The 19,933-nt window shown below is 39.3% G+C and carries 17 protein-coding genes; 1 reads left to right on the forward strand and 16 read right to left on the reverse strand.

The genetic code is table 11. The features are described from left to right. Positions 1-26 precede the first annotated feature (26 nt). The 12 genes from D0T56_RS09385 to nusB all read right to left on the reverse strand — a co-directional run bounded on the left by D0T56_RS09385 (position 27) and on the right by nusB (position 12,991). Positions 27-1,001: a PhoH family protein gene (locus D0T56_RS09385; protein WP_163319888.1), complete on the reverse strand. Its 975-nt coding sequence runs from the start codon at positions 999-1,001 to the stop codon at positions 27-29. 41 nt (positions 1,002-1,042) lie between these two features. After that, the gene (locus D0T56_RS09390) at positions 1,043-2,455 is read right to left on the reverse strand and encodes a DUF6056 family protein (RefSeq protein WP_163319889.1); all 1,413 of its coding nucleotides are present in this window, start codon (positions 2,453-2,455) and stop codon (positions 1,043-1,045) included. 349 nt (positions 2,456-2,804) lie between these two features. After that, the gene (yidC, locus tag D0T56_RS09395) at positions 2,805-4,772 is read right to left on the reverse strand and encodes a membrane protein insertase YidC (RefSeq protein ID WP_163319890.1); all 1,968 of its coding nucleotides are present in this window, start codon (positions 4,770-4,772) and stop codon (positions 2,805-2,807) included. Positions 4,773-4,804: 32 nt separating this feature from the next. After that, positions 4,805-6,421, reverse strand: a complete 1,617-nt coding sequence (locus D0T56_RS09400) for a CTP synthase (RefSeq protein WP_163319891.1) — start codon at positions 6,419-6,421, stop codon at positions 4,805-4,807. A gap of 220 nt (positions 6,422-6,641) precedes the next feature. Next, the gene (locus D0T56_RS09405) at positions 6,642-7,496 is read right to left on the reverse strand and encodes a M48 family metallopeptidase (RefSeq protein WP_163319892.1); all 855 of its coding nucleotides are present in this window, start codon (positions 7,494-7,496) and stop codon (positions 6,642-6,644) included. An 85-nt stretch (positions 7,497-7,581) separates the two neighbouring features. Next, positions 7,582-8,388 carry a metal ABC transporter ATP-binding protein gene (locus tag D0T56_RS09410; protein ID WP_163319893.1) on the reverse strand — a complete coding sequence of 269 codons (807 nt, stop codon included), beginning with the start codon at positions 8,386-8,388 and terminating at the stop codon, positions 7,582-7,584. Then, a complete protein-coding gene (locus D0T56_RS09415) occupies positions 8,381-9,268 on the reverse strand; it encodes a metal ABC transporter solute-binding protein, Zn/Mn family (RefSeq protein WP_255491141.1) in 888 nt (295 codons plus the stop codon). Before D0T56_RS09415 ends, D0T56_RS09410 begins: the two co-directional genes overlap by 8 nt. Positions 9,269-9,285: 17 nt before the next feature. Next, positions 9,286-9,933 (reverse strand): carbonic anhydrase, encoded by a 648-nt coding sequence (locus D0T56_RS09420; RefSeq protein WP_163319894.1) that lies wholly within the window; start codon positions 9,931-9,933, stop codon positions 9,286-9,288. A gap of 31 nt (positions 9,934-9,964) precedes the next feature. Continuing rightward, a complete protein-coding gene (gene coaE / locus D0T56_RS09425) occupies positions 9,965-10,549 on the reverse strand; it encodes a dephospho-CoA kinase (protein WP_163319895.1) in 585 nt (194 codons plus the stop codon). After that, positions 10,546-11,541 carry a YbbR-like domain-containing protein gene (locus tag D0T56_RS09430; RefSeq protein WP_163319896.1) on the reverse strand — a complete coding sequence of 332 codons (996 nt, stop codon included), beginning with the start codon at positions 11,539-11,541 and terminating at the stop codon, positions 10,546-10,548. Before D0T56_RS09430 ends, coaE begins: the two co-directional genes overlap by 4 nt. Positions 11,542-11,622: 81 nt before the next feature. Then, positions 11,623-11,955 carry a preprotein translocase subunit YajC gene (gene yajC, locus D0T56_RS09435; protein ID WP_163319897.1) on the reverse strand — a complete coding sequence of 111 codons (333 nt, stop codon included), beginning with the start codon at positions 11,953-11,955 and terminating at the stop codon, positions 11,623-11,625. A gap of 109 nt (positions 11,956-12,064) precedes the next feature. Next, complete coding sequence (gene nusB, locus D0T56_RS09440; protein WP_163319898.1) at positions 12,065-12,991, reverse strand: transcription antitermination factor NusB; 927 nt, start codon at positions 12,989-12,991, stop codon at positions 12,065-12,067. A 410-nt stretch (positions 12,992-13,401) separates the two neighbouring features. On the opposite strand from nusB, the gene D0T56_RS09445 reads away from it, so the two are divergent. After that, the gene (locus tag D0T56_RS09445) at positions 13,402-13,977 is read left to right on the forward strand and encodes a superoxide dismutase (RefSeq protein WP_163319955.1); all 576 of its coding nucleotides are present in this window, start codon (positions 13,402-13,404) and stop codon (positions 13,975-13,977) included. A 90-nt stretch (positions 13,978-14,067) separates the two neighbouring features. Here D0T56_RS09445 and mnmD read toward each other — a convergent pair whose 3' ends face one another. The 4 genes from mnmD to porU all read right to left on the reverse strand — a co-directional run bounded on the left by mnmD (position 14,068) and on the right by porU (position 19,932). Beyond that, positions 14,068-14,745, reverse strand: coding sequence for a tRNA (5-methylaminomethyl-2-thiouridine)(34)-methyltransferase MnmD (gene mnmD / locus D0T56_RS09450; RefSeq protein WP_163319899.1), 678 nt, complete (start codon positions 14,743-14,745; stop codon positions 14,068-14,070). Further along, positions 14,745-15,227, reverse strand: coding sequence for a 2-C-methyl-D-erythritol 2,4-cyclodiphosphate synthase (ispF, locus tag D0T56_RS09455; protein ID WP_163319900.1), 483 nt, complete (start codon positions 15,225-15,227; stop codon positions 14,745-14,747). The genes mnmD and ispF overlap by 1 nt, the downstream gene beginning before the upstream one ends. A gap of 12 nt (positions 15,228-15,239) precedes the next feature. Further along, positions 15,240-16,391 carry a type IX secretion system outer membrane channel protein PorV gene (porV, locus tag D0T56_RS09460; RefSeq protein WP_255491142.1) on the reverse strand — a complete coding sequence of 384 codons (1,152 nt, stop codon included), beginning with the start codon at positions 16,389-16,391 and terminating at the stop codon, positions 15,240-15,242. 70 nt (positions 16,392-16,461) lie between these two features. Continuing rightward, a complete protein-coding gene (porU, locus tag D0T56_RS09465) occupies positions 16,462-19,932 on the reverse strand; it encodes a type IX secretion system sortase PorU (RefSeq protein ID WP_163319902.1) in 3,471 nt (1,156 codons plus the stop codon). Position 19,933: the final 1 nt, after the last annotated feature.

A 19,933-nucleotide genomic window follows, 5' to 3' on the forward strand; every position in this document is an offset into this window, starting at 1 on the left:
AGACATTAAGTTTATATTGAATGTTTTTATTCAGGATTTTTACTTTTTAATTGTTCCTTTCGTTTTCGTTCGTCGTCTTTCTCGTAAGCATCAACTATGCGTTGCACAAGTTTGTGACGGACGATATCTTTTTTGCCGAATTCAACTTTGCCTATTCCGCTAACCCCGTCTAAAACTTTCAGAGCATGTTTCAGACCTGACATTTGCGATGGCGGTAAATCTATCTGGGTAACGTCACCTGTTACAATCATTTTGGCATTCATCCCCAACCGTGTCATAAACATCTTTATCTGATGAGTTGTTGTATTTTGCGCTTCATCCAGAATGATAATAGCATCGCTCAATGTACGGCCACGCATAAATGCCAAGGGGGCAATCTGAACGATTTTATTTTCCATATAATCTTTCAGCTTTGCCGGGGTGATCATATCTTCCAAGGCATCGTAAAGAGGTTGCAGATAGGGGTCAACTTTATCTTTCATGTCTCCGGGCAGAAAACCCAGCTTTTCTCCGGCTTCTACTGCCGGACGGCTAAGGATAATTCGTTTCACCTCTTTGTTTTTCAATGCTTTCACGGCAAGAGCTATGGCTACATAAGTCTTACCTGTTCCTGCAGGTCCAAGGGCAAATATGAGGTCGTTTTTGTTGAAGGCTTCAACCAGTTTTTGCTGATTGTCGTTACGGGCAAAGATTGGTTTGCCGCTCATCCCGTATATTATCAGGTTGTCTTGCTTTACAACATTGGGAGTCTTGCCTTTAACTATATCTATAATGTTTTCTTCGGTCAGCACATTATGATCTATGCAAAAGAGTTCCAGTTCCCTTATTTTTTCTTCGAAAGCGGGAATCTCTTCGGCATTCCCAATAACTTTGATGATATTGCCTCGTGCAATGATGCGCAGTTTGGGATAAAGCGTCTTTAATAATTGCAGATTGCTGTTGTTTACACCAAAAAACACAACAGCATCGGCATTGTCTAATACTATAATTTGTTCAATCATTCAAATTTAATTTCTAAGATACAAAGGTAATGCTCTTTTTTTTATTTATCACTTGTTTTGATTTCCACAGAGTTTATATCGTGATATTTTGCATAAAATTTATTAATCCAGAAAGTGGTGTCGGCGGTCATATCTTCTAGTTGATAGAAATTTGTATTCAAGTAGGGGAATGGCATATCTAACACAACATCCCGCATGTTTTGATTTTTCTGTTCTGTCAGACTTATTTCCCTTTCTCTATACAGTTTTTTTATCAGGGAAAGGTCATTGGCCGAGAGAAGATATTGGAATGTAAAAAGAACCGAGACAAATATGAGGATAAATTGTTTCAAAGCCTTGAACATTTTTGCGTGAAAATTTATATTCGCAAATAGTATGCAAACCGCTATTATCATGAAAGTGATAATGGTGAAGTATGATCGGGATGGTATTTCGGGCGAAACCGTCATACTTAATATTGCAAAGATGGCGGAAAAGAAGAAAAGCAACGATAGGTTCAATGCTTTTGTGTATCTGTTTTTCGGGGTTAAGTAGTGATAGAGTATTAAAAAAACTCCATAAATAATAGAGAGTGATAAACCGTATAGAATGTAACTTCTTGAAACCCTGACGAAACCGTATATAAGTTGTACTACAAAGTGCATTTCTGCCCTGTTCTGATTTTCTAAAGTGGATTCTAGTCTGACGGCGTTTCCGGGAGCCAACAATAGAAAGGCGCAACCAATTAAAAGACCTATGAATCCGCTTATAGCCCAATGCGGTATTTTTACGTTTTTCTCTTTTTTTATCAACAAGAATAAAATGAATAAAAGAAAAACGCAGGCTACAGATGTGTTTTCATTACTCCATCCGGCACATACGCCAAATAGAAAAAAGAATATTGTTTTCCACCATTTGTCCGATTTCTTGTTTGTCAGATAATATTTACAATATGGGTACAAAAAAAGCAGAGATATAGTGGCCATCCATAGATAATTGCAACTACCTGTAATCCATATTATTGTAGCATGAAAAGCTGGTTGGTAAAACCATACAAGTAGGATGACTGAAAGTATTAGAGGCAGGTTGAATTTAATCTTACCTGTATTTGCTATGTAATATATGGCCAGAAGGTAGACAACATATACGGCACTATTCAGAATCTTATACAACGATTGGCCTATAAACAATAAGATTTGCAATATTGTATGTGCCAAACTGCGTCCTCCCCATTCAAAATAATGACTATATTGAGTGATGTATATATCGTGCAGGCTAGATATCCGTGTTTGGGTATGTCTTAAAAAGCTGTATTCCCAATCATCGCCTATCAGTGGTTGAAAAAAGTTGAGGAGGTATATAGATAGAAATGCAAGAATGACAATAGCAAAAAAGATATACTTTCTATTATCAGCCTGAAATTGATCTGCTTTTTGATATTTGTCTAATAAGTATAATTTTATTTTTTGAAGCATATTGTTGGGTTTGATATTAGAAAGATACAAATATACGTTAGAACGTTGTTTCCCTTAAAGGGGAATTTTTAAATAATTGAAAATCAAAAAACAAGTCGAATTTAGAACATTATTCAATGAAGTCATCTAGACTTTTTAAATTATACTTAATTTTTGAGTTTTTGTCATGTTGAACGTAGTGAAACATCTAAAAAACAGATCCTTCGATACTCTCAGGATGACAAAATTGAATAAAACGAAAAAGTCTAGACGGTTTCAATATAAACTTTATTAAAAGGATAAAAATCAGAAAGAAAAAAGACTATCAAATGCATTAATAGTCTTTTCTCTTTGTGTTATAAAACGGGTCTTATTTTTTCTTTCTGTTTCCTTTGTTTTGTTGTGCCCTTTGTTGCTGTTGTTGGAGGCGTTGAGCTTCTTCCAGTCGAGCCATAAAACCACTTTTCTTTTTCGGTTTCAATTTGTTGGCTTCCAGCTTTGCCAAAACTTTTTCTTCATCTATCGAATAGCGGAAGATAAGGGTGAGCAATATGGTTATCAGGGTTGATATGAAATAGTAGTATGACAATCCTGATGGGTAATCATTCAAAACAAACAAGAAGATTACAGGCATAAAATACATCATCCATTTCATTCCCGGCATTTGCTGTTGCCCCGTATTGGTTGCATCCATATTGAATTTGGTGTATACAATATTGGTTACGGTCATCAGCAAACAGAAAAGACTGAGGTGATTGCCTAACGCCCACGATACAAGGGGTATGTTAGCACTCCATGTGATGATGGCGTCGTACGAAGAAAGGTCGTCGGCCCACAAGAAACTTTGATGGCGCAACTCTATCGCCGAAGGGAAGAATGAGAACAGTGCCAAAAGTATAGGCATTTGCAAAAGCATGGGCACGCATCCTGCCATAGGGCTGACTCCGGCCTTACTATACAGGCTCATCGTAGCTTTTTGCCTGTCCATTGCTTGTTCCTGCTTCGGATATTTTTTGTTTATTTCTTCAATCTGAGGTCGTAATACACGCATTTTTGCCGAAGACATGAACGATTTGTATGTCAACGGAGAAATAATTATCTTAACAATGATAGTCAACAAAAGAATAACTATCCCCATGCTTAGACCAATTGAATTGAGGATGGAGAACAACGGCAATACAAAATATTGGTTTACCCAACGGAAAAGAGTCCATCCGAGTGGAACCAATTTGTCAAGATCCAACTGGTCTACCTTTTTGTCTATGCCATCATCGTAGCTTTTCAGCAGGTTATACTGCAAAGGACCTGCGTAGATAGAATAACCGGTTTTCAGTACGCCATTGTTTTCTAAACTAACGGGGGCATATAGGGTGGCCTCATATGTTTTCAAGTATGTTGAATCTTTTTCATGTATTCTTGAATCAAGTACAGAGGTCTGGAATGAGTTTTCGCTGATAATAACTGCTGCGAAAAACTGGTCTTTAAACGCTACCCATTTCACCGGGTTATTTATTTCTTCTTTTTTGCTGGAGTTTTCGCTAAGGTTATCAACATCTTGCCCTTCCAGTTTCCAGTAAATGGAAGAATATCGCTGTTCGTTCTTTATACTTTTTTCGTTACGTTTTTGTTTGTATTTCCAATCAAGGATAAAAGTGCTTTGAGTTTCCCTGCTCAGGATGTCTTTCATGCCTACTGCCAATACATCGAATTTTATCATGTAACTTTCGGGTGAAAGGCTATAAACAAAATCAAGATGACTGCCTTCGCCTGCGGTAAGTCTCATTGTCAGAGAGTTGCCGTTTTTGTCCATTATGGGGGTGAAGTTGGCTTCTCCCGTATTTAATGTTTTTCCCGATTTGTTTTCCAATAAGAAAGACATTGATCCGTCATTGCCAAACAAAGCAAGGGAATCTCCCTTGAAGTCGGAATATCCTTTTAGCTGAACGTTAACCAATTGACCTCCTTTTGTAGATATATCTACCTTTATTTTGTCATTCTCGATAGATACGATCTCCTCTTTGGGTTCTGTTACAACCGGGGCAATTTCGGGTTTTGCTATGGAATCGGTAGCAGTAGCCACAACTGTTGTGTCATTTACTTGACTTGCAGCAGTTGTTTGCGAAGCAAAGAAATTATCAACAGGATTATCTTGCGGAGCTTTAGCTTGTTCTGTTGCGAAATCAGCCTGATTTTCGGTTGTGTTGGCTTGTTCAGCCTGATCTTGAGCAGCTTCCTTTCTCTCCTTATCCATTTCTTGGGTTTCCTTTTTGCTATACATCGAGAACCCGATAACGAGTACGATGATGAGTAGGAAACCTACAATAGTGTTTTTATCCATTGATTAATTGTTGTTACTTTTCCTTATTTATTTTAATTACTATTTTGCTTATTTTCCACAACAGCTTTAATGAAACTCATAAATAAAGGATTGGGTTTCAAAACAGTACTGTTGTATTCGGGATGATATTGCGTTCCAACAAACCACGATAGGGTAGGGATCTCAACCACTTCTACCAGGTCTGTTTCCGGATTTATTCCCACACACTTCATTCCCGCATCTTCCAATTGCTTTTTATAGTCGTTGTTGAACTCGAAACGGTGACGGTGGCGTTCTTCTATTTCTTTCTGACCATAGGCCTGATAAGTTTTCGAGCCTTTTTGTAGAATACATTTATATGCTCCAAGCCTCATTGAACCTCCCATGTTGGTTATGTTCTTTTGTTCTTCCATCAGGTCGATAACCTTATGTGGCGTGTTCAGGTCCATTTCCGTAGAATTGGCATCTTCCAATCCTAACACATTACGGGCATATTCTATCACCATACATTGCATACCCAAACATATTCCGAATGTGGGTATGTTGTGTTCCCTCAAATATTTGATGGCAACGAATTTACCTTCAACCCCTCTCTGTCCGAATCCGGGAGCAATGACTACGCCGTCCATGCCGGAAAGATTTTTTTCGATATTTTCCTCTGTCAGTTTTTCCGATTGGATGAAGTGGAGATCAAGTTTTCGATTGTTGTATATTGCGGCTTGAAGCAACGATTCGTTGATAGATTTGTATGCGTCTTGCAGTTCAACATATTTGCCAACCAATGCTATCTTTATTGTTTCGGTAGCGTTTTTCTTTTTGTCAAGAAATTCCCTCCAAGGTTGCAGCGTCGGTTTTTCGCCGATGGGCATACCTAGTTTGCGGAGAACAATCTCGTCCATACCTTGTTCCTGCATTCTTAGAGGAACTTCGTATATGGTTGAAACATCTACCGACTGCATAACGGCGTCTGCCTCGACGTTGCAGAACAGTGCTACTTTTTTCAGTATTTCTTTGTTCAGCAAATGTTCTGTGCGGAGCACCAACATATCGGGTTGTACTCCCGATTCTTGAAGTTGTTTTACTGAATGTTGTGTTGGTTTGGTCTTAACTTCTTTTGCCGCAGCTATGTATGGCACGTATGTAAGGTGGATGCACATGCAGTTTTTGCCTAACTCCCATCTTAGCTGGCGAACACTTTCGATGAACGGAAGCGATTCGATGTCTCCCACCGTACCTCCTATTTCGGTGATCACAAAATCGTACTTATATTTTGCTCCGAGGAGTTTTATGTTCCGACGGATTTCATCGGTGATGTGTGGCACCACCTGTACGGTTTTACCGAGATAGTCTCCCCGGCGTTCTTTATCGATAACCGACTGATAGATACGGCCGGTTGTTATGCTGTTATCTTTATGTGTAGGTTCGTTCAGAAAACGCTCGTAATGCCCTAAATCTAAATCGGCTTCGTGACCGTCTACGGTAACATAACATTCTCCGTGTTCGTAAGGATTCAGCGTGCCTGGGTCGATATTGAGATATGGGTCAAGTTTTTGAATGGTGACTTTGTACCCTCTTGCTTGCAGTAGCTTTCCGAGCGATGATGCTATAATTCCTTTTCCCAGAGAAGAAATAACACCGCCGGTAACAAAAATGTATTTAGTTTCGTTCACGATTTTGTATTTTACGATTCAATAAGAAGACGCAAAATTACAAAAAAAAATAATGCTAAATGCTTATAATGTAATCGTGAATTGTTAAAAACTGAATAAAAAGTATATTGGATATATTCCCCGATATATTAACAATTACAAGCTCATTCTTCACTATTTTGTTTCAAGGAAGAATGAACTTGTAACGTATTCACTTTAAGTTTGCTAGTATGCAATTAAATTAGAACGACCACTTGTCGGAAGTTTTAGAACCCGACGAGTTTGATGTTTTAGTATTGCCTCCTTTGTAATATTTTAAGGCATCGGACAAGTCTTTGTCTATCTGATTGATACGTGTTGCGTCGGATGGGTGGGTACTCATAAATTCGGGAACACCTCCGCCCGAAGCCTGCGACATCCTTTCCCAAAATCCTTTTGCAAAAGATGGGTTGTATCCGGCCATAGCCATGAAAATCAGTCCGAGTTTGTCGGCTTCCAGCTCTTGTTTTCGTGAATATGGAAGCATTACCCCATATTCTGCGCCTAATCCGTAAACTGCACCGGCCAGATTTTGAACGGTTGATGATGTTCCGCTGAGTACTGCTCCTAGCGCAGCGCCACCATATTGAGCCGCAACTTGTTGACTCATACGCTCGTTTGAGTGTTTAGCAACAGCATGTGCCACCTCGTGACCCAAAACTACCGCCAATCCTGTTTCGTCTCTTGTTACGGGCAAAATTCCTTCATACACTACAATTTTTCCTCCGGGCATACAGAAAGCGTTTACATCCGTGCTTTTCACCAGATGAAACTCCCAAGAGTAGCTGGCCAACTCGCTTTCGTATCCGTTGGCTCTCATATATGTTTCTACGGCGGCAGCTATGTTTTTCCCTACTTTCACAACCAGAGCCGTGTTTGCCTTATCGGTAGATAAAGGAGCCGTTTTAATGAATTCGTCGTATTGCTGCAAACTCAGGGTAAGCACCTCCTGATCGGAAACCAGCAACATTTGTTTACGCCCTGTGATGGGCACGCTACCACATCCTGACAAGATGAATGATAGGGCTACGATTAATGTTATAACACTGTACTTCATAGTAATAAAATGTTTTTTTGTTTATTGTAAAGTTGTAAATTTTTATTTTGCCTTTATTTATTTCTATTTAGGTAAAACACAATTGCTATATGTTTTGTTTTGTACTATCATCTTCGCAGCAAGAGCATCCTGCGTGTTTGTCCAATACCCGGTGGGGAAAATCGCCATGTGTGACCAGTTCTATGGGACATTCGCTGAACGTTTCGGCTAGCCATTCTGTGCTGATATTGCTGCCCTGATGGTAGTGTAAGTTGCCGTTTACGCAGGCAACATTTTTCACCAGAGGCAGAATTGTGCCAATGTCGTGCGAAACCAGTATAATAGCCGTCGATTCGTTTATTTCTTCCAGCAAATGATAGAAATTGGTTTCGAATCGTTTGTCTACATAAGAGTTTGGTTCGTCCAGAATGAGAATGTCGGGGTTGTCGACCATTGCCCTACCCAAGAGTGTCCGTTGTAACTGTCCGCCCGATAGTTCGCCTATCGCCCTGTTCAATAGCTCGTTTACACCCATTTTTTGAGCAATAGCTTCCACCTTTTCTTTATCCCCCTTGTCACGTTTTTTTAGGAAACCATTGCGATTGCTGACTCCTGACAATATAACATCGAAAACGGAAATAGGAAATTGTTTGTCTATTTTGTTTATTTGAGGCAGATAGCCTATGTTGATATTTTTTGTCGGACGATTGTCTTTACTATAAAATATAATCTCCCCTTTGCTTGGACTGATCAGCGCCAGAATGGCTTTCAGCAAAGTAGTCTTGCCTCCTCCGTTTGGTCCGATAATGCCAAGGAAATCGTTGTTGAATACCGAAAGGTTCACATCTTTCAGAACATTTGGCTTGTTGTTGTATCCAACGCAAAGATTATTTATTTCAAGTATTTTATTCATTTTTGCCCGATAATGCTTTGGCTATTTTTATCATTTCTTCGTCCCAATTGTAGGAAAGTAAATTGATGGAAACTACTTTTGCCCCAATTTCTTTCGCTATCGTTTCGGCATTTTTCTTGTCAAATTCAGCCTGAACAAAGACTACCTTTATGTTTTCCGATCTGGCTATGTCTACAAGCCGTTTCAAATCGGAAGGTGTAGGTTGTTTTCCGTTGCTCTCTATGCTGTGTTGCTTCAAGCCATATTCTTCTGCAAAATAAGTGAGTGCAGGATGATAAATTATGAACGAACAGCTAGGAGCATCCGCCAGATAATATCTTATGACACTGTCTGTTTCTGCAAATATTTTCTCAAGGTTTTTGAAAGCAATATCGTAGTGCGGTTTGTTTGATGCATCTTCAGCTATCATGGTTTTATACATGCTTTCTGCCATCATTCGGGCAGTATTGGGCGAACTCCAAACGTGAGGATCGGGTCCGTCATGCCCATGCGAACAATCACCGTCGTGTTGATGCTCTCCGGAAAGAGGTATGAATTCGGAGTTGTTTACGATTTTCAGGTTTTTGTTGTTCTGCAATATTTTGTTGAGGGTTGTATTCTCGAAACCCAAAAGTCCGACTTTGAAGTAAAGCCTGCTTTTTCCAATTTCCAGCATTTGAGATGGAGTTGGGTCGTACACTTCGGGGTTGGAACCATTTGGTATAATGGCTTTCACACTGAACAATTCTCCTGCGATGTTGTCGAGAAAAAATTTCTGAGGCTCGATAGAAACAAACAGAGTTTTGGCTTCTTTCTCGTTTTTTTGTTTTTTGCAACCGGAAAAAGCAAATGCTATCAATAATGAAATTAATATTAATATGTATGTCAGCGTATTTTTCATAAATAAGTGTGACTTCTTCATTTAGAGGGGTATAAATTGTATATCTTTCTTGTTCTGTTCAGTTCTTCTTCAAAGTTAATGTCTAAATCGTGTATATATCCTTTATTCAGGTCGTAGACCCAGCCAACAACCTTCGGAAACCCGTTTTGGAGGTAAGATTTTTGCACTTCCGCTGTTTTTATCACATTGAGGCATTGTTCATAAATATTCAGCTCAACCAATCGGTTGTACCTTTCCTTTTCGTCCTCGATGTTGTTCAGTTCGTCTTCGTATACCCGATAAACATCCCGAATGTTTCTGAGCCAGGGATTTAGTATACCCATGTCTTCGGCTTTCATGGCGGCATATACGCCACCGCAGTTGTAATGCCCGCAAACTATAATGTACTTTACCTGCAAATATTCTATGGCATAGTGTATTACCGATTGTATGTTCAGGTCGGTGTTGATAACCATATTTGCGATGTTTCGATGAACAAATACCTTTCCCGGAGCCAACCCCATTATCTCGTTTGCATGCACACGGCTGTCGGAGCACCCGATGTAAAGATAGTCAGGATTTTGTTCTTCAGCCAAATCTTTGAAATAATTCGGGTTTTGTTTTTTCATTTTCTCCACCCATGCTTTATTGGCTTCGAATATTTTGTTGTATAAAAATCTTGACATGAAAAAGTATAATAGGTTATAAAAAATCTGGTTACGAATTTTGTATTTGGCGTAAAATGCTTTGTGCCTGCTCAATGAGCGATTGGCTGCCGTCGTTGTAGATGACAAAGTCGGAAAGCGAAATTTTCTCGTCATCACTCATTTGACTATTGATGCGTTCCAAAACATGTTCCCTGCCGGTATTGTCCCGCTTCATCGTTCGGCATATCCTGTCTTCTAAAGGTGCGAAAACAGTCAAAGTTTTATCCATTAATTCATTGAATCCCGATTCAAACAAGATTGCCGCTTCATGAGCAACAACAGGTGCTTTTTTTTGCTGTTCTGCCCAAAGGTAAAAGTCTTTTATTACTTCGGGATGAATGATCTCGTTAACAGTTTGCAACTTGACTTTGTCTGAAAAAATGATGGATGCAAGTTTCTTTTTGTCAAGATTGCCATTCGGATAAAGATCTGTGCCGAAGAGATTTATTAGCTTCTCTTTGATTATGGGTGATGAGTTTGTTAATCTTTTGCTCTCTATGTCGGCTATGTAGACAGGAACACCCAAGAGTTTGAGAATCTCGGTGATTGTAGATTTTCCACTACCAATACCTCCTGTGATGCCCAATTTTATCATTTGTCAGTTACTTTTTTTTCGAATACAAATTCAACTTCGTAGGGTGATATAGAGACGTTGTCTATGTACGACGGGCTCAATGTGAGCCTGATAGGTACAATCGGATTTTTAAGATCTTTCAAAGTGTTGTAGTCGAGTTCGATGAGAAAATCGGCATCGGAAACGTCCTTGTATTTCGACTGGCCAACCAAAAATGACACATGTGCCGTGGATGGGAATATTTTGATATCCAAATCTGTCGGAAGATTGGTGCAGACAATAGGAACGGTCACCGTTTTTTCATTGTATTGGTCGACAGGTACTTCCAGTTTGATGCTGGATGGGCTGAACCTTACATTTTTACCTTTTATCAGGTCTATGCTCAATGTTTGAGGCGAGGTTATTCCTTTTATCGTATCGTTCATTGTATAGATGTATTCTATACCGGAGAGGGTTGCTTCCGAACCATAGATGGTTATTGAGTCGGGTATCATCTTTATGTCTCCGGCCAACAGATATCCGGGTTCTATAACCACTTCTCCATCAAATATCACGGGTACTTTTTTGTGTACGAGCGCAGCATGGTCGAGTGATATTCTTGAAGGGCTGTAACTTTTTATCTCGGAAGAAGAGTACAGTTTTGTTCTCAATATTTCCTCTAACGACAACCCTTGCAATACGTTCGATTTGGTAGAATTTATTATTTGCCCGACATCTATCGAGAGCGTGTCGTGCCTTTTCGAAAAGAAATACCGGAACATTTCGGCTCCGCCGTCTTTTATCCTGATCGAAACGCTTTCCGGCAGTTCATGATCGAAGATAATGCTATCGGGGATGTTGGTGTATTTTACCGGAACGTGCAATGTTGTTTCAAATGGTTGGCGATATATTTGAAGAAACCACAATCCCGTAGCCAACAGGATGAAGAAAGAAAAGGTCAGAACCTTTCTCCATGTAATATTGGCAAAAGATGTTCTGACCCATTTTATTATTTCTTCTTTTATATCGCGCATTTCTGTCGAAAATTTCTATAAAGATATAACAATAAATGCTTAAATAGGTTCTATGGCAAGCATAATTATTGCCGTTTTACCTTAGTTTTTTGACGTGTCGGGAGGTGTTGGCGTATCTTCCGTAGAAGTTCCGGCAGGATGAACCGATGTTTTTTCTATTTTGATTCTTACACCATCCGATATTTCGATTAAAAAAGTGGTGTCTTTTATATCCTTAATTTTTCCATGAATTCCACCTGCAGTTACCACTCTGTCACCAACTTTCAGAGCCTGGCGTGCTTTTTCTATGGCTTTTTGCTTTTTTTGTTGTGGACGAATCATGAAAAAATACATGATCGCGATAAGAGCTGCCATGAACAGAAATGTTTCCATCATTCCTCCACCTGCTGCTAATAATACTGTGTTTAAAATCATAATGTTCTTATTTTTTTGATTAATTATGGTTAGGTTACAAAGATACTAAGTGTTTTTATTTGATTGGCATCATTCTCATACAGAAACAAGTATTCTCATGTAAACTTTCTTATTTCTTAACAATTTTCTGATCCTTTTTCAAATCCGAAACAATAGAATCTAATATCCCGTTGATAAACGCCGCACTTTTTTGAGTGCTGTATACCTTCACTATGTTTATATACTCGTTGAGTGTCACGCTGATAGGTATATTTGGGAAGTTCATTATTTCGGCGATGGCTATCTGCATAATCAGCTGATCCATCAGGGCAATACGTTCCGATTCCCAGTTTTTGGCATACTGTGCAATCATCTCGTTATATTCTTTCGAATTTAGTAGCGATTCTCTCAGTAGGCGGACTGCAAATTCGTTATCCTCAGCGTCTTTAAACATCGGGAGAAGTTCTTGATCTTCACCTTTTTCTTCTTCAAACCGTTTGATTGTTTTCAAAACAAACGATTCGATGATGTCGATGTCGTCGTTCCAATACAGGCTTTCTTCTTCTAAGATGCTTTCCAGTTCTTCGTTGTTTTCTATGAATTGTCTGAATATTTTTCGCCAGAATTCACGGTCGGTTTCGTAGCTTCTGTCCTTGTTTCCTATATAATCTTTATATGTATCGGATTCGAGGATGTTTTCCAAGAGTTTTTTCACAAACACCGAGTTGTCGTCCCACGACATAGGACGGTCTAACAAGAACGCAATTAATCTTTTGTTCGACTTGAGCTGTAAGATAAATTTGTTTTCAAGTAGACGGGTATTAGGATTCATGTCTTCCAGGGAAGGAAGGTGTTTGCTTTTTCGTTGTTCTACTTTTTTCGAGTAGGCCTCTGTTATTTCTACCAATAGTAGTAATAAATAGAAATAAAGATCATAAGACTTCTGAAGGCTAAAACTAAGCTCCGACTCTATTTTTTTCAGATCTTTGTTTTCACTCAAGTGTGCAGAGTACAATATTTGGACTACTCTAATACGGATAAGAACGCGATTTATCATCTATGTATATTTTTTTGAGACTGCAAATTTAAGTCTTTTTTCTTTTCAACTCAATGCTTGGAGTTAAATTATTTAATATTTTAAAATAAATCGCACGCCGATTCTATAAAGATGACAGTTATTGTCCTTCTTTTAGTATAGATGAATCAAGTTTTGCCATGCTGAGTAATATCCTCCACCCCCGCATTTATATTGTCGATGTGTGTTAAATTATATCGATTAACATTTTCAGGAAATGTGTAAACAATATCCGGCTCAGCGTTGTTCTATTGATGTTGACAAACTAAAAGCAGTAAATCATGAAGACGCTATTTATTTGTATCCTGCTGTCTTTTGTAAGTACAACTTACGGATTCGGGATAAACAATGACAAGAATAATGACAATAACAACATAAAAAAAAGTACAGCTATGAAATTTGAATTACCAGTATTGCCTTATGCAGCAGATGCGTTGGCGCCAGTTATCAGTAAGCAAACAATTGAACTTCACTATGGAAAGCACCTTCAAACTTATATTACAAACTTGAATAACCTTATTCAGGGTACGGAGTTTGAAAATGCTGATCTTGAAACGATTGTAAAGAAAAGCGAAGGCGCAATTTTCAATAATGCAGGACAAACATTGAACCACAATATTTATTTCTTGTCGTTCAGTCCTAAAGGTGGCGGCGAACCTAAAGGTAAATTGGCGGAAGCCATCAACAAAGAATGGGGATCGTTCGAGAACTTCAAGAAAGAGTTTGTTGCATCGGGGGTAGGCCTGTTTGGCTCAGGTTGGGTATGGCTTGCTAAGGATTCGAGTGGAAAACTCTATATCACGAAAGAAACTAATGCAGGAAACCCTGTGACTAAGGGATATACGCCTCTACTAGGCTTCGATGTTTGGGAACATGCTTATTATCTGGATTATCAGAACCGTAGACCCGACCATCTGAATGAATTGTGGAAAATTATTGATTGGGACGTTGTTGGTGCTCGTTACTAAAGTGAAACAATAGTTTTGAAATTGAGGATATAGACTAACTGTTTCGTCTTCATATGAAAAAATGCTTAAGTAAATTACTTAAGCATTTTTTTATCGTATTGCTCTCAACATCTCTCGTTTTCCCGGAGGTCCGGGCAAGCGTTCCACGAGATATCCGGCTTGTTGCATCATTCTCCTGACAACTCCTTTAGCGCAATAAGTAGTAAGTATTCCCGATGGATTTGTACAGGCATATAAATAATCGAAAATCTCTTGCGACCACATTTCGCCTTGCTTTTCAGGAGCAAAAGCATCAAAGTAAATCAGATCAAATGTTTTAGATGATTTATTAAAGTCTAATCTACTGAAATCCGTTTCCACTTTTTCTAACCGAAAATAGGCAGTGATATCTTCCGGCTTGTTCCATTTGGCAGTATGCAGATTCAGATAATCTTGCTTCACATCCTGTTGCAGTTGTTGTGTATAGTTCAGTTTTTCAACAACATCGATAGGCAAAGGGTAGTATTCGAGAGTTGTATAATCTATATTTAAAGCACTTTTTTCTGCTTCCAACAAAGTCAACAAAGTATTCAGTCCCGTGCCGAAACCAATCTCCAGTATTGATATATCTTTCTTCAATCCGGCAACTTTCTGTAACCCTGCTTGTATAAATATATGTTTCGACTCTTGTATGGCTCCATTTACAGAATGATAGTGCTCATTCAAGAGAGGTACATACAAGGTATCCGAGCCATCGGCTGTTTGCTCAATGCGGACGTTTAAACTCATTATTTCAAACCCTCTATCAATGCGACCGCATAGGCTGCATAACCTTCTTCCCGACCAACGAAACCCATTTTTTCGGATGTCGTTGCTTTTATGGATATATCGTCAACAGGTATTTGCAGTATTTCAGCTATCACCGACTGCATTTTCGGTATATGAGGGTTAATTTTCGGCCTTTCGGCACAGATGGTTGCATCAATATTCCCAACCTTGTATCCTTTTTCTGAAATTACTTCTAGTGTCCTTTTCAAGAGGATTTTACTGTCGATATTTTTATATTCCGACGCATTGTCGGGAAAATGAAAGCCAATATCCCTCAGGTTTGCTGCACCCAACAGAGCATCGCATATTGCATGAAGAAGGACATCCGCATCGGAATGTCCTAATAAACCTTTTTCGTGTTCTATTTTAACCCCACCAAGCCACAACTCACGGTCGTCGGCCAAACGGTGAACATCATATCCAAAACCAACTCTGATACGCATAATCTAAATATTTTAACGTCCCATCAAACTTCTCAAACCATCCATGTCGAACGACAATGAGAAACGAATTGTCTGGTCTAGCGGATTATTTTGAGCCGTAGATATCAAATAAGCAGCATCCAGTTGGAAAACACTCATCTTGAAACCGGCTCCGGCAGTAAAGTATTGACGATTACCTTTTTGTGGATTTTCGTAACTATAACCTCCTCTTATCGAGAATTTGTTATCGTACGTATATTCTGCTCCTAGCGACCAGTTTATTTCTTTCAATTCTTCCTTAAATCCGCCCGGCGCATCGCCAAAAGACTTAAAGATACCCGAAATGGAACTCATATCGCTATATCTTTCTTGAGCTTGTGTTGAGCTCTCCCCATCCTTCACGTGATAGGTAGGTACAAGCAGCTTATTTATATCGGCGCTGAATGCCAATGTGTTGTAGTCATCCAACGGATATGTTAAAGATGCTCCAAGACGCATATTTGCAGGCAAGAAGTAATAGTTTCCTCCACCGTCGTTCGATATTTTAGAACCAATATTGGATATATTGAAACCTAAACCCAGAAGACACTCCGCATTTCCGAGCATCACATAAGACTCGTTGTATCCTGAAATATCTGCCGCCCACGCATTTCCTGCGGTGGAAACATCATTTGCCTGACGAGTTGTATAATCGGCACGCAAGAAGCGTAAAGCCACACTACCCGAAAACGTTTCTGTCAACTTACGTGAATATGCCACGTCGAAAGCCATCTCGTATGGTGCTACTTTATATTCAAAGTCTCCGTTACCATCTCTTATATCAACATCACCAATAGAGAAATAACGGATCGAGGCACTTATCGCCTGATTGTCGTCATAACCAAACTTATAGAATCCCGTTGCATAAACAAGGGCAATATCATCTACAAGTTTGCTCAACCAAGGGGTGTACGACAACGACGCTCCCGCCTTGCTTGTATGAAACGCATATTTGGCAGGATTCCAATGTTGCGAATATATATCCGGCAAAGTGGCTGCTCCGATATCACCCATACCGCCACCTCTGGCATCCGGTGCTATGGTCATAGAAGGCATGGCGGCATTAACAGGATTTCTCTCGTCGTCCTCAGCCAACACTGTTAACCCGCAAAAAACAAAAACTCCGCTTATAATTAATTTTTTCAAAGATATTTCCATTCTCCTTTTTTAATAAAATAGATAGTTGTATGTCATTAATAACTCGAAGATACAAGATTTATTGCCCGTGAATTATTAATTTTTCTGATTTTTCGCTCCTGACAACTCCATCTACACTGAATATAGCCTTGTAAGTATATATACCGGGCATAAGCCTCAAACCATTATTCGCTTTCAAGTCCCAATTGTATGTATAATGCTTCATCATGTCGGCAGTTGCACTTTTTTCGTGTGTCCATTGCAGCACCCCGTTGGCTGAATACACTTCGTATCTGATCGAAATTTCTTCGTCCGTATAATCTGATGTAAACACAAATTTAGACTCTGTATCCACCACATTATCGGAAACAGAAAAATGATGTGTTCCGGAACCTCCCTTCCTCACGATAAAGTTTACCGATTGAGATGCCAGATTGCCCCACACATCGTAAACATTAAACCTCAACGTATGTTCACCTTCTGTCAATTCCGGTATCTGGAATTTCACATACCCCGAGTGAGGAGACGTACCTTTTGGCACAAATGACGAGGTCAAACTGTATTCTGTATTGCTATCCAGCAACAGAGACATATCTTGTCCTGCCTGACTGGACAGGTTGATGGCTGTTTGGTCTGAAACCTCGGCATAGAAGACCGGTCTGTGTCCGACTTTATCGCCCGAACGGAAAGTTTCTTTATCCAGATACAAATTCGATATCACGGGTGCAACATCTTCCAGATTGGTATAAGATTCAGCTTGAGCTATTTTATATCCTCTAAAATATCCATGTATATCTATGTCTTTTTCAGGACTATATGCATAAAAACTCATTTTTCCGTTTCCTCCTGTGGTGTAAACATTAGCCGGGCTGGTAAATGATATTTCAAATTCACCATTCACTATTTGGTCTTTGCCCATATATATTTTATTCACATAGTCTTTGTAATCTAAGATGGCATCCTTGTTGCCGGTGTCTACTTTAGTGTTTCCTCTTGTTTTCAGGTCTTGTTCGTTATCGAAAACTATAGATTCCAACATTCCATTGAAATCGGTTGCCTTTTGTCCATTCCGGTCAACAATTTGCCCCTTCACCGTATTGGTTTCCAAACAATTGATATTTACAATGCCATCCGATACCTTCTTGCCGTTTATTTCCGTAACCTGCACCGAATAATCATCGGTAGGCAAATTAAGCCTCAAGGCAGGATCTCCCACCAATATAAATCTCAGTTTGTTTTCATTCGTACTCAGTTTATATTTAGTATTTTCCGTTTTAGCATATCTCATAATATCTCCCAACCTGAGGGCTTTTCCTTTTTCCCTGTTGAAGATATATTCATAAGTGGCCAGATTCATCAGGTTGTTGTCTACCGAATAAACTGTCCGGGAGGTAGAAAACAATGCTATTGCTCCCCCGTTCGGGTTGAGCAAGGCCATTTCGCCTCCTGTTCTGATATCCGAATCCAGAGAACAAAAAGTACAGGTTGCTGTAAGCCATACCGGCAGTCTCGAATTATTCAGATTCACTACATCGTTGTATGTCAACAATCCGTCAGTCCATCCTATTTCAGAACCATGCCCAACAAAACTCAAGATAAGGGTTCCTTCATCTATTTTTTTATAAAACTCTTTTCTCGCATCCGGAATTCTAGTTCTTTCGTTGAACGAAAATCGCTCATACATATCTTCATATATTTTATTTGTTATCATCACCGGATGATGCAATCTTAGTGTATCGGCATAATTGTTCGACTGAGCCATGTGTTCCCGCTCACTTGTTACAGAGTTTTTTCCGGCAGCATCGTCGGCAGCAAAAGATACCATATTCTGCCATATACCTCTGTCTTCATTTTTCATATACCTCTCAATCTTGTTGACAACTCCTTCCGCCTCAGTTAGGGTTCTTGCGGGAATCCGTCCTACGGCGACATTCAGTTTTGCATTTTTCAGCACTGTGCCCGAATTGTCGTCCATAAATCCAAAGTAATCTTCAACCAAATATGACGATATAAGATGAAGGCTGCTCTCGGTTTGATATGTAAGCAAAAGGGCATCTTTATCTTCCTGCGTCCATGCATCTCTCACAAATCGGTTGTCGTAGGTTCCATCGCCAAACAACAGCAAGTATTTTGGTCTTTCGTCGTCGTTGTCACCTGCCCTGTCATAAAACATTTTCACAAAACGACGATAGGCTGTTGCATCTGCATTTCCCGACGAAAACTCGTTATATATTTTTTCGGGTGAAACAACAGTACATTTCAATCCTGAATCTTTTTCATGCAAACGAGCCAATCGCTCGGCCTGTTCCTGCAATTTCGGCTGTGCGATAATTACCATATCTGTTTGTGGTAGCGCATGTAAGTTCTGGTTTTCTATTTTACCCAGAATCTCAGGCTTTGGTATTTCTTTCGTCATATCCACTAAGGCATACTCCCGAATAGTTGTATTGGGTGCAACAAAAGACATATCCGATCCGGATATGCTTGTTTGCATTTTCTTCACAACAGTGTTGTCCGTTACGTCGAAAACCAATACACTCGGATTTGCTTCGGATATATTAAAACTAACCTGAGGATAAAAATCTTTGCTTCTGAATAAAACGACACCTCCGTATGGTTTCAAAGTCCGTTTATAATTTATTCTGATATAATTAAGATGAACATGTTTATCTTCATCTTCATTCGTAGATGGCGTATACTTCAAGCCGATTGTAGAGTTTTCTGTCAAGGCGGTAGTAACTATTCCTTTGGTTCCACTATTCACATTCTGGGCATACGCATAAGAGTCAGATAGTTTGTTGATTACTTCGGTCTTAACCTGGGTTCCGTTGACCGCTATCTCCATTTTTGAGCCATCTTTGTAGGGTCTGGCTATGAAGTTATATCCGATTTTTGCCGGCGCTCCGCTAACAATGCCTGTCAAAGGAAATTTTAATGAAAAATTGCGTCGTGCTTTTAAATCTTCTCCATAAAGCTCATATCCCGATTGAGATATGCTTATCGAATCTTTTTCGTGCAGAACATAGTCGTCGAAGCTAGTTAATGTAACGGAAGGATTTCCTGTATATAATTCGGCATTTTTGACAAGGTTGGCTCCACTGTTATCTTCTGTTATAAAATAATATGCATCGGACGAATAAGGGTTTTGCTTGTGTTCAAACTCACCTTTCTGATTACTATACGTCCACTTCATTGTTCCCCTCGCATAAAATAATATATAATCGCCCGGACCGAATGAAGCTGCATCGGAAGAACTCATCCATATCGAAATTTTAGGTAAGTCGTCAATATATTTGTTCTGAAAATTTTCGTCCAATGTCCAACCTCCATAACCATATATCTGAACATCTTTGGGATTGGTGAGTCCTATTTTGATAAGGTCTTCGTAAGTCAGCTTGTATACTCCGGTTTCCGAAATCTTCACCTTATACCAATTGCCTTTCGACAATACAGAGTTTGCCGCATACCTACTGCCATCATTTATGCCTTGTCCCGAAGCATAATTGCATACTGCAAAAAGAACTGTGATTAGTAGTATTTTCTTAAACATA

It is taken from the genome of Dysgonomonas sp. 520 (assembly GCF_010501095.1).
Taxonomy (GTDB): domain Bacteria; phylum Bacteroidota; class Bacteroidia; order Bacteroidales; family Dysgonomonadaceae; genus QVMP01.

Excerpts from the sequence above, each read along its gene's own strand:
- D0T56_RS09385 (WP_163319888.1), bottom strand. The coding sequence starts at position 1,001 with ATGATTGAACAAATTATAGTATTAGACAATGCCGATGCTGTTGTGTTT.
- D0T56_RS09390 (WP_163319889.1), bottom strand. The coding sequence starts at position 2,455 with ATGCTTCAAAAAATAAAATTATACTTATTAGACAAATATCAAAAAGCA.
- yidC (WP_163319890.1), bottom strand. The coding sequence starts at position 4,772 with ATGGATAAAAACACTATTGTAGGTTTCCTACTCATCATCGTACTCGTT.
- D0T56_RS09405 (WP_163319892.1), bottom strand. The coding sequence starts at position 7,496 with ATGAAGTACAGTGTTATAACATTAATCGTAGCCCTATCATTCATCTTG.
- D0T56_RS09410 (WP_163319893.1), bottom strand. The coding sequence starts at position 8,388 with ATGAATAAAATACTTGAAATAAATAATCTTTGCGTTGGATACAACAAC.
- D0T56_RS09415 (WP_255491141.1), bottom strand. The coding sequence starts at position 9,268 with ATGAAAAATACGCTGACATACATATTAATATTAATTTCATTATTGATA.
- D0T56_RS09420 (WP_163319894.1), bottom strand. The coding sequence starts at position 9,933 with ATGTCAAGATTTTTATACAACAAAATATTCGAAGCCAATAAAGCATGG.
- coaE (WP_163319895.1), bottom strand. The coding sequence starts at position 10,549 with ATGATAAAATTGGGCATCACAGGAGGTATTGGTAGTGGAAAATCTACA.
- D0T56_RS09430 (WP_163319896.1), bottom strand. The coding sequence starts at position 11,541 with ATGCGCGATATAAAAGAAGAAATAATAAAATGGGTCAGAACATCTTTT.
- yajC (WP_163319897.1), bottom strand. The coding sequence starts at position 11,955 with ATGATTTTAAACACAGTATTATTAGCAGCAGGTGGAGGAATGATGGAA.
- nusB (WP_163319898.1), bottom strand. The coding sequence starts at position 12,991 with ATGATAAATCGCGTTCTTATCCGTATTAGAGTAGTCCAAATATTGTAC.
- D0T56_RS09445 (WP_163319955.1), top strand. The coding sequence starts at position 13,402 with ATGAAATTTGAATTACCAGTATTGCCTTATGCAGCAGATGCGTTGGCG.
- mnmD (WP_163319899.1), bottom strand. The coding sequence starts at position 14,745 with ATGAGTTTAAACGTCCGCATTGAGCAAACAGCCGATGGCTCGGATACC.
- ispF (WP_163319900.1), bottom strand. The coding sequence starts at position 15,227 with ATGCGTATCAGAGTTGGTTTTGGATATGATGTTCACCGTTTGGCCGAC.
- porU (WP_163319902.1), bottom strand. The coding sequence starts at position 19,932 with ATGTTTAAGAAAATACTACTAATCACAGTTCTTTTTGCAGTATGCAAT.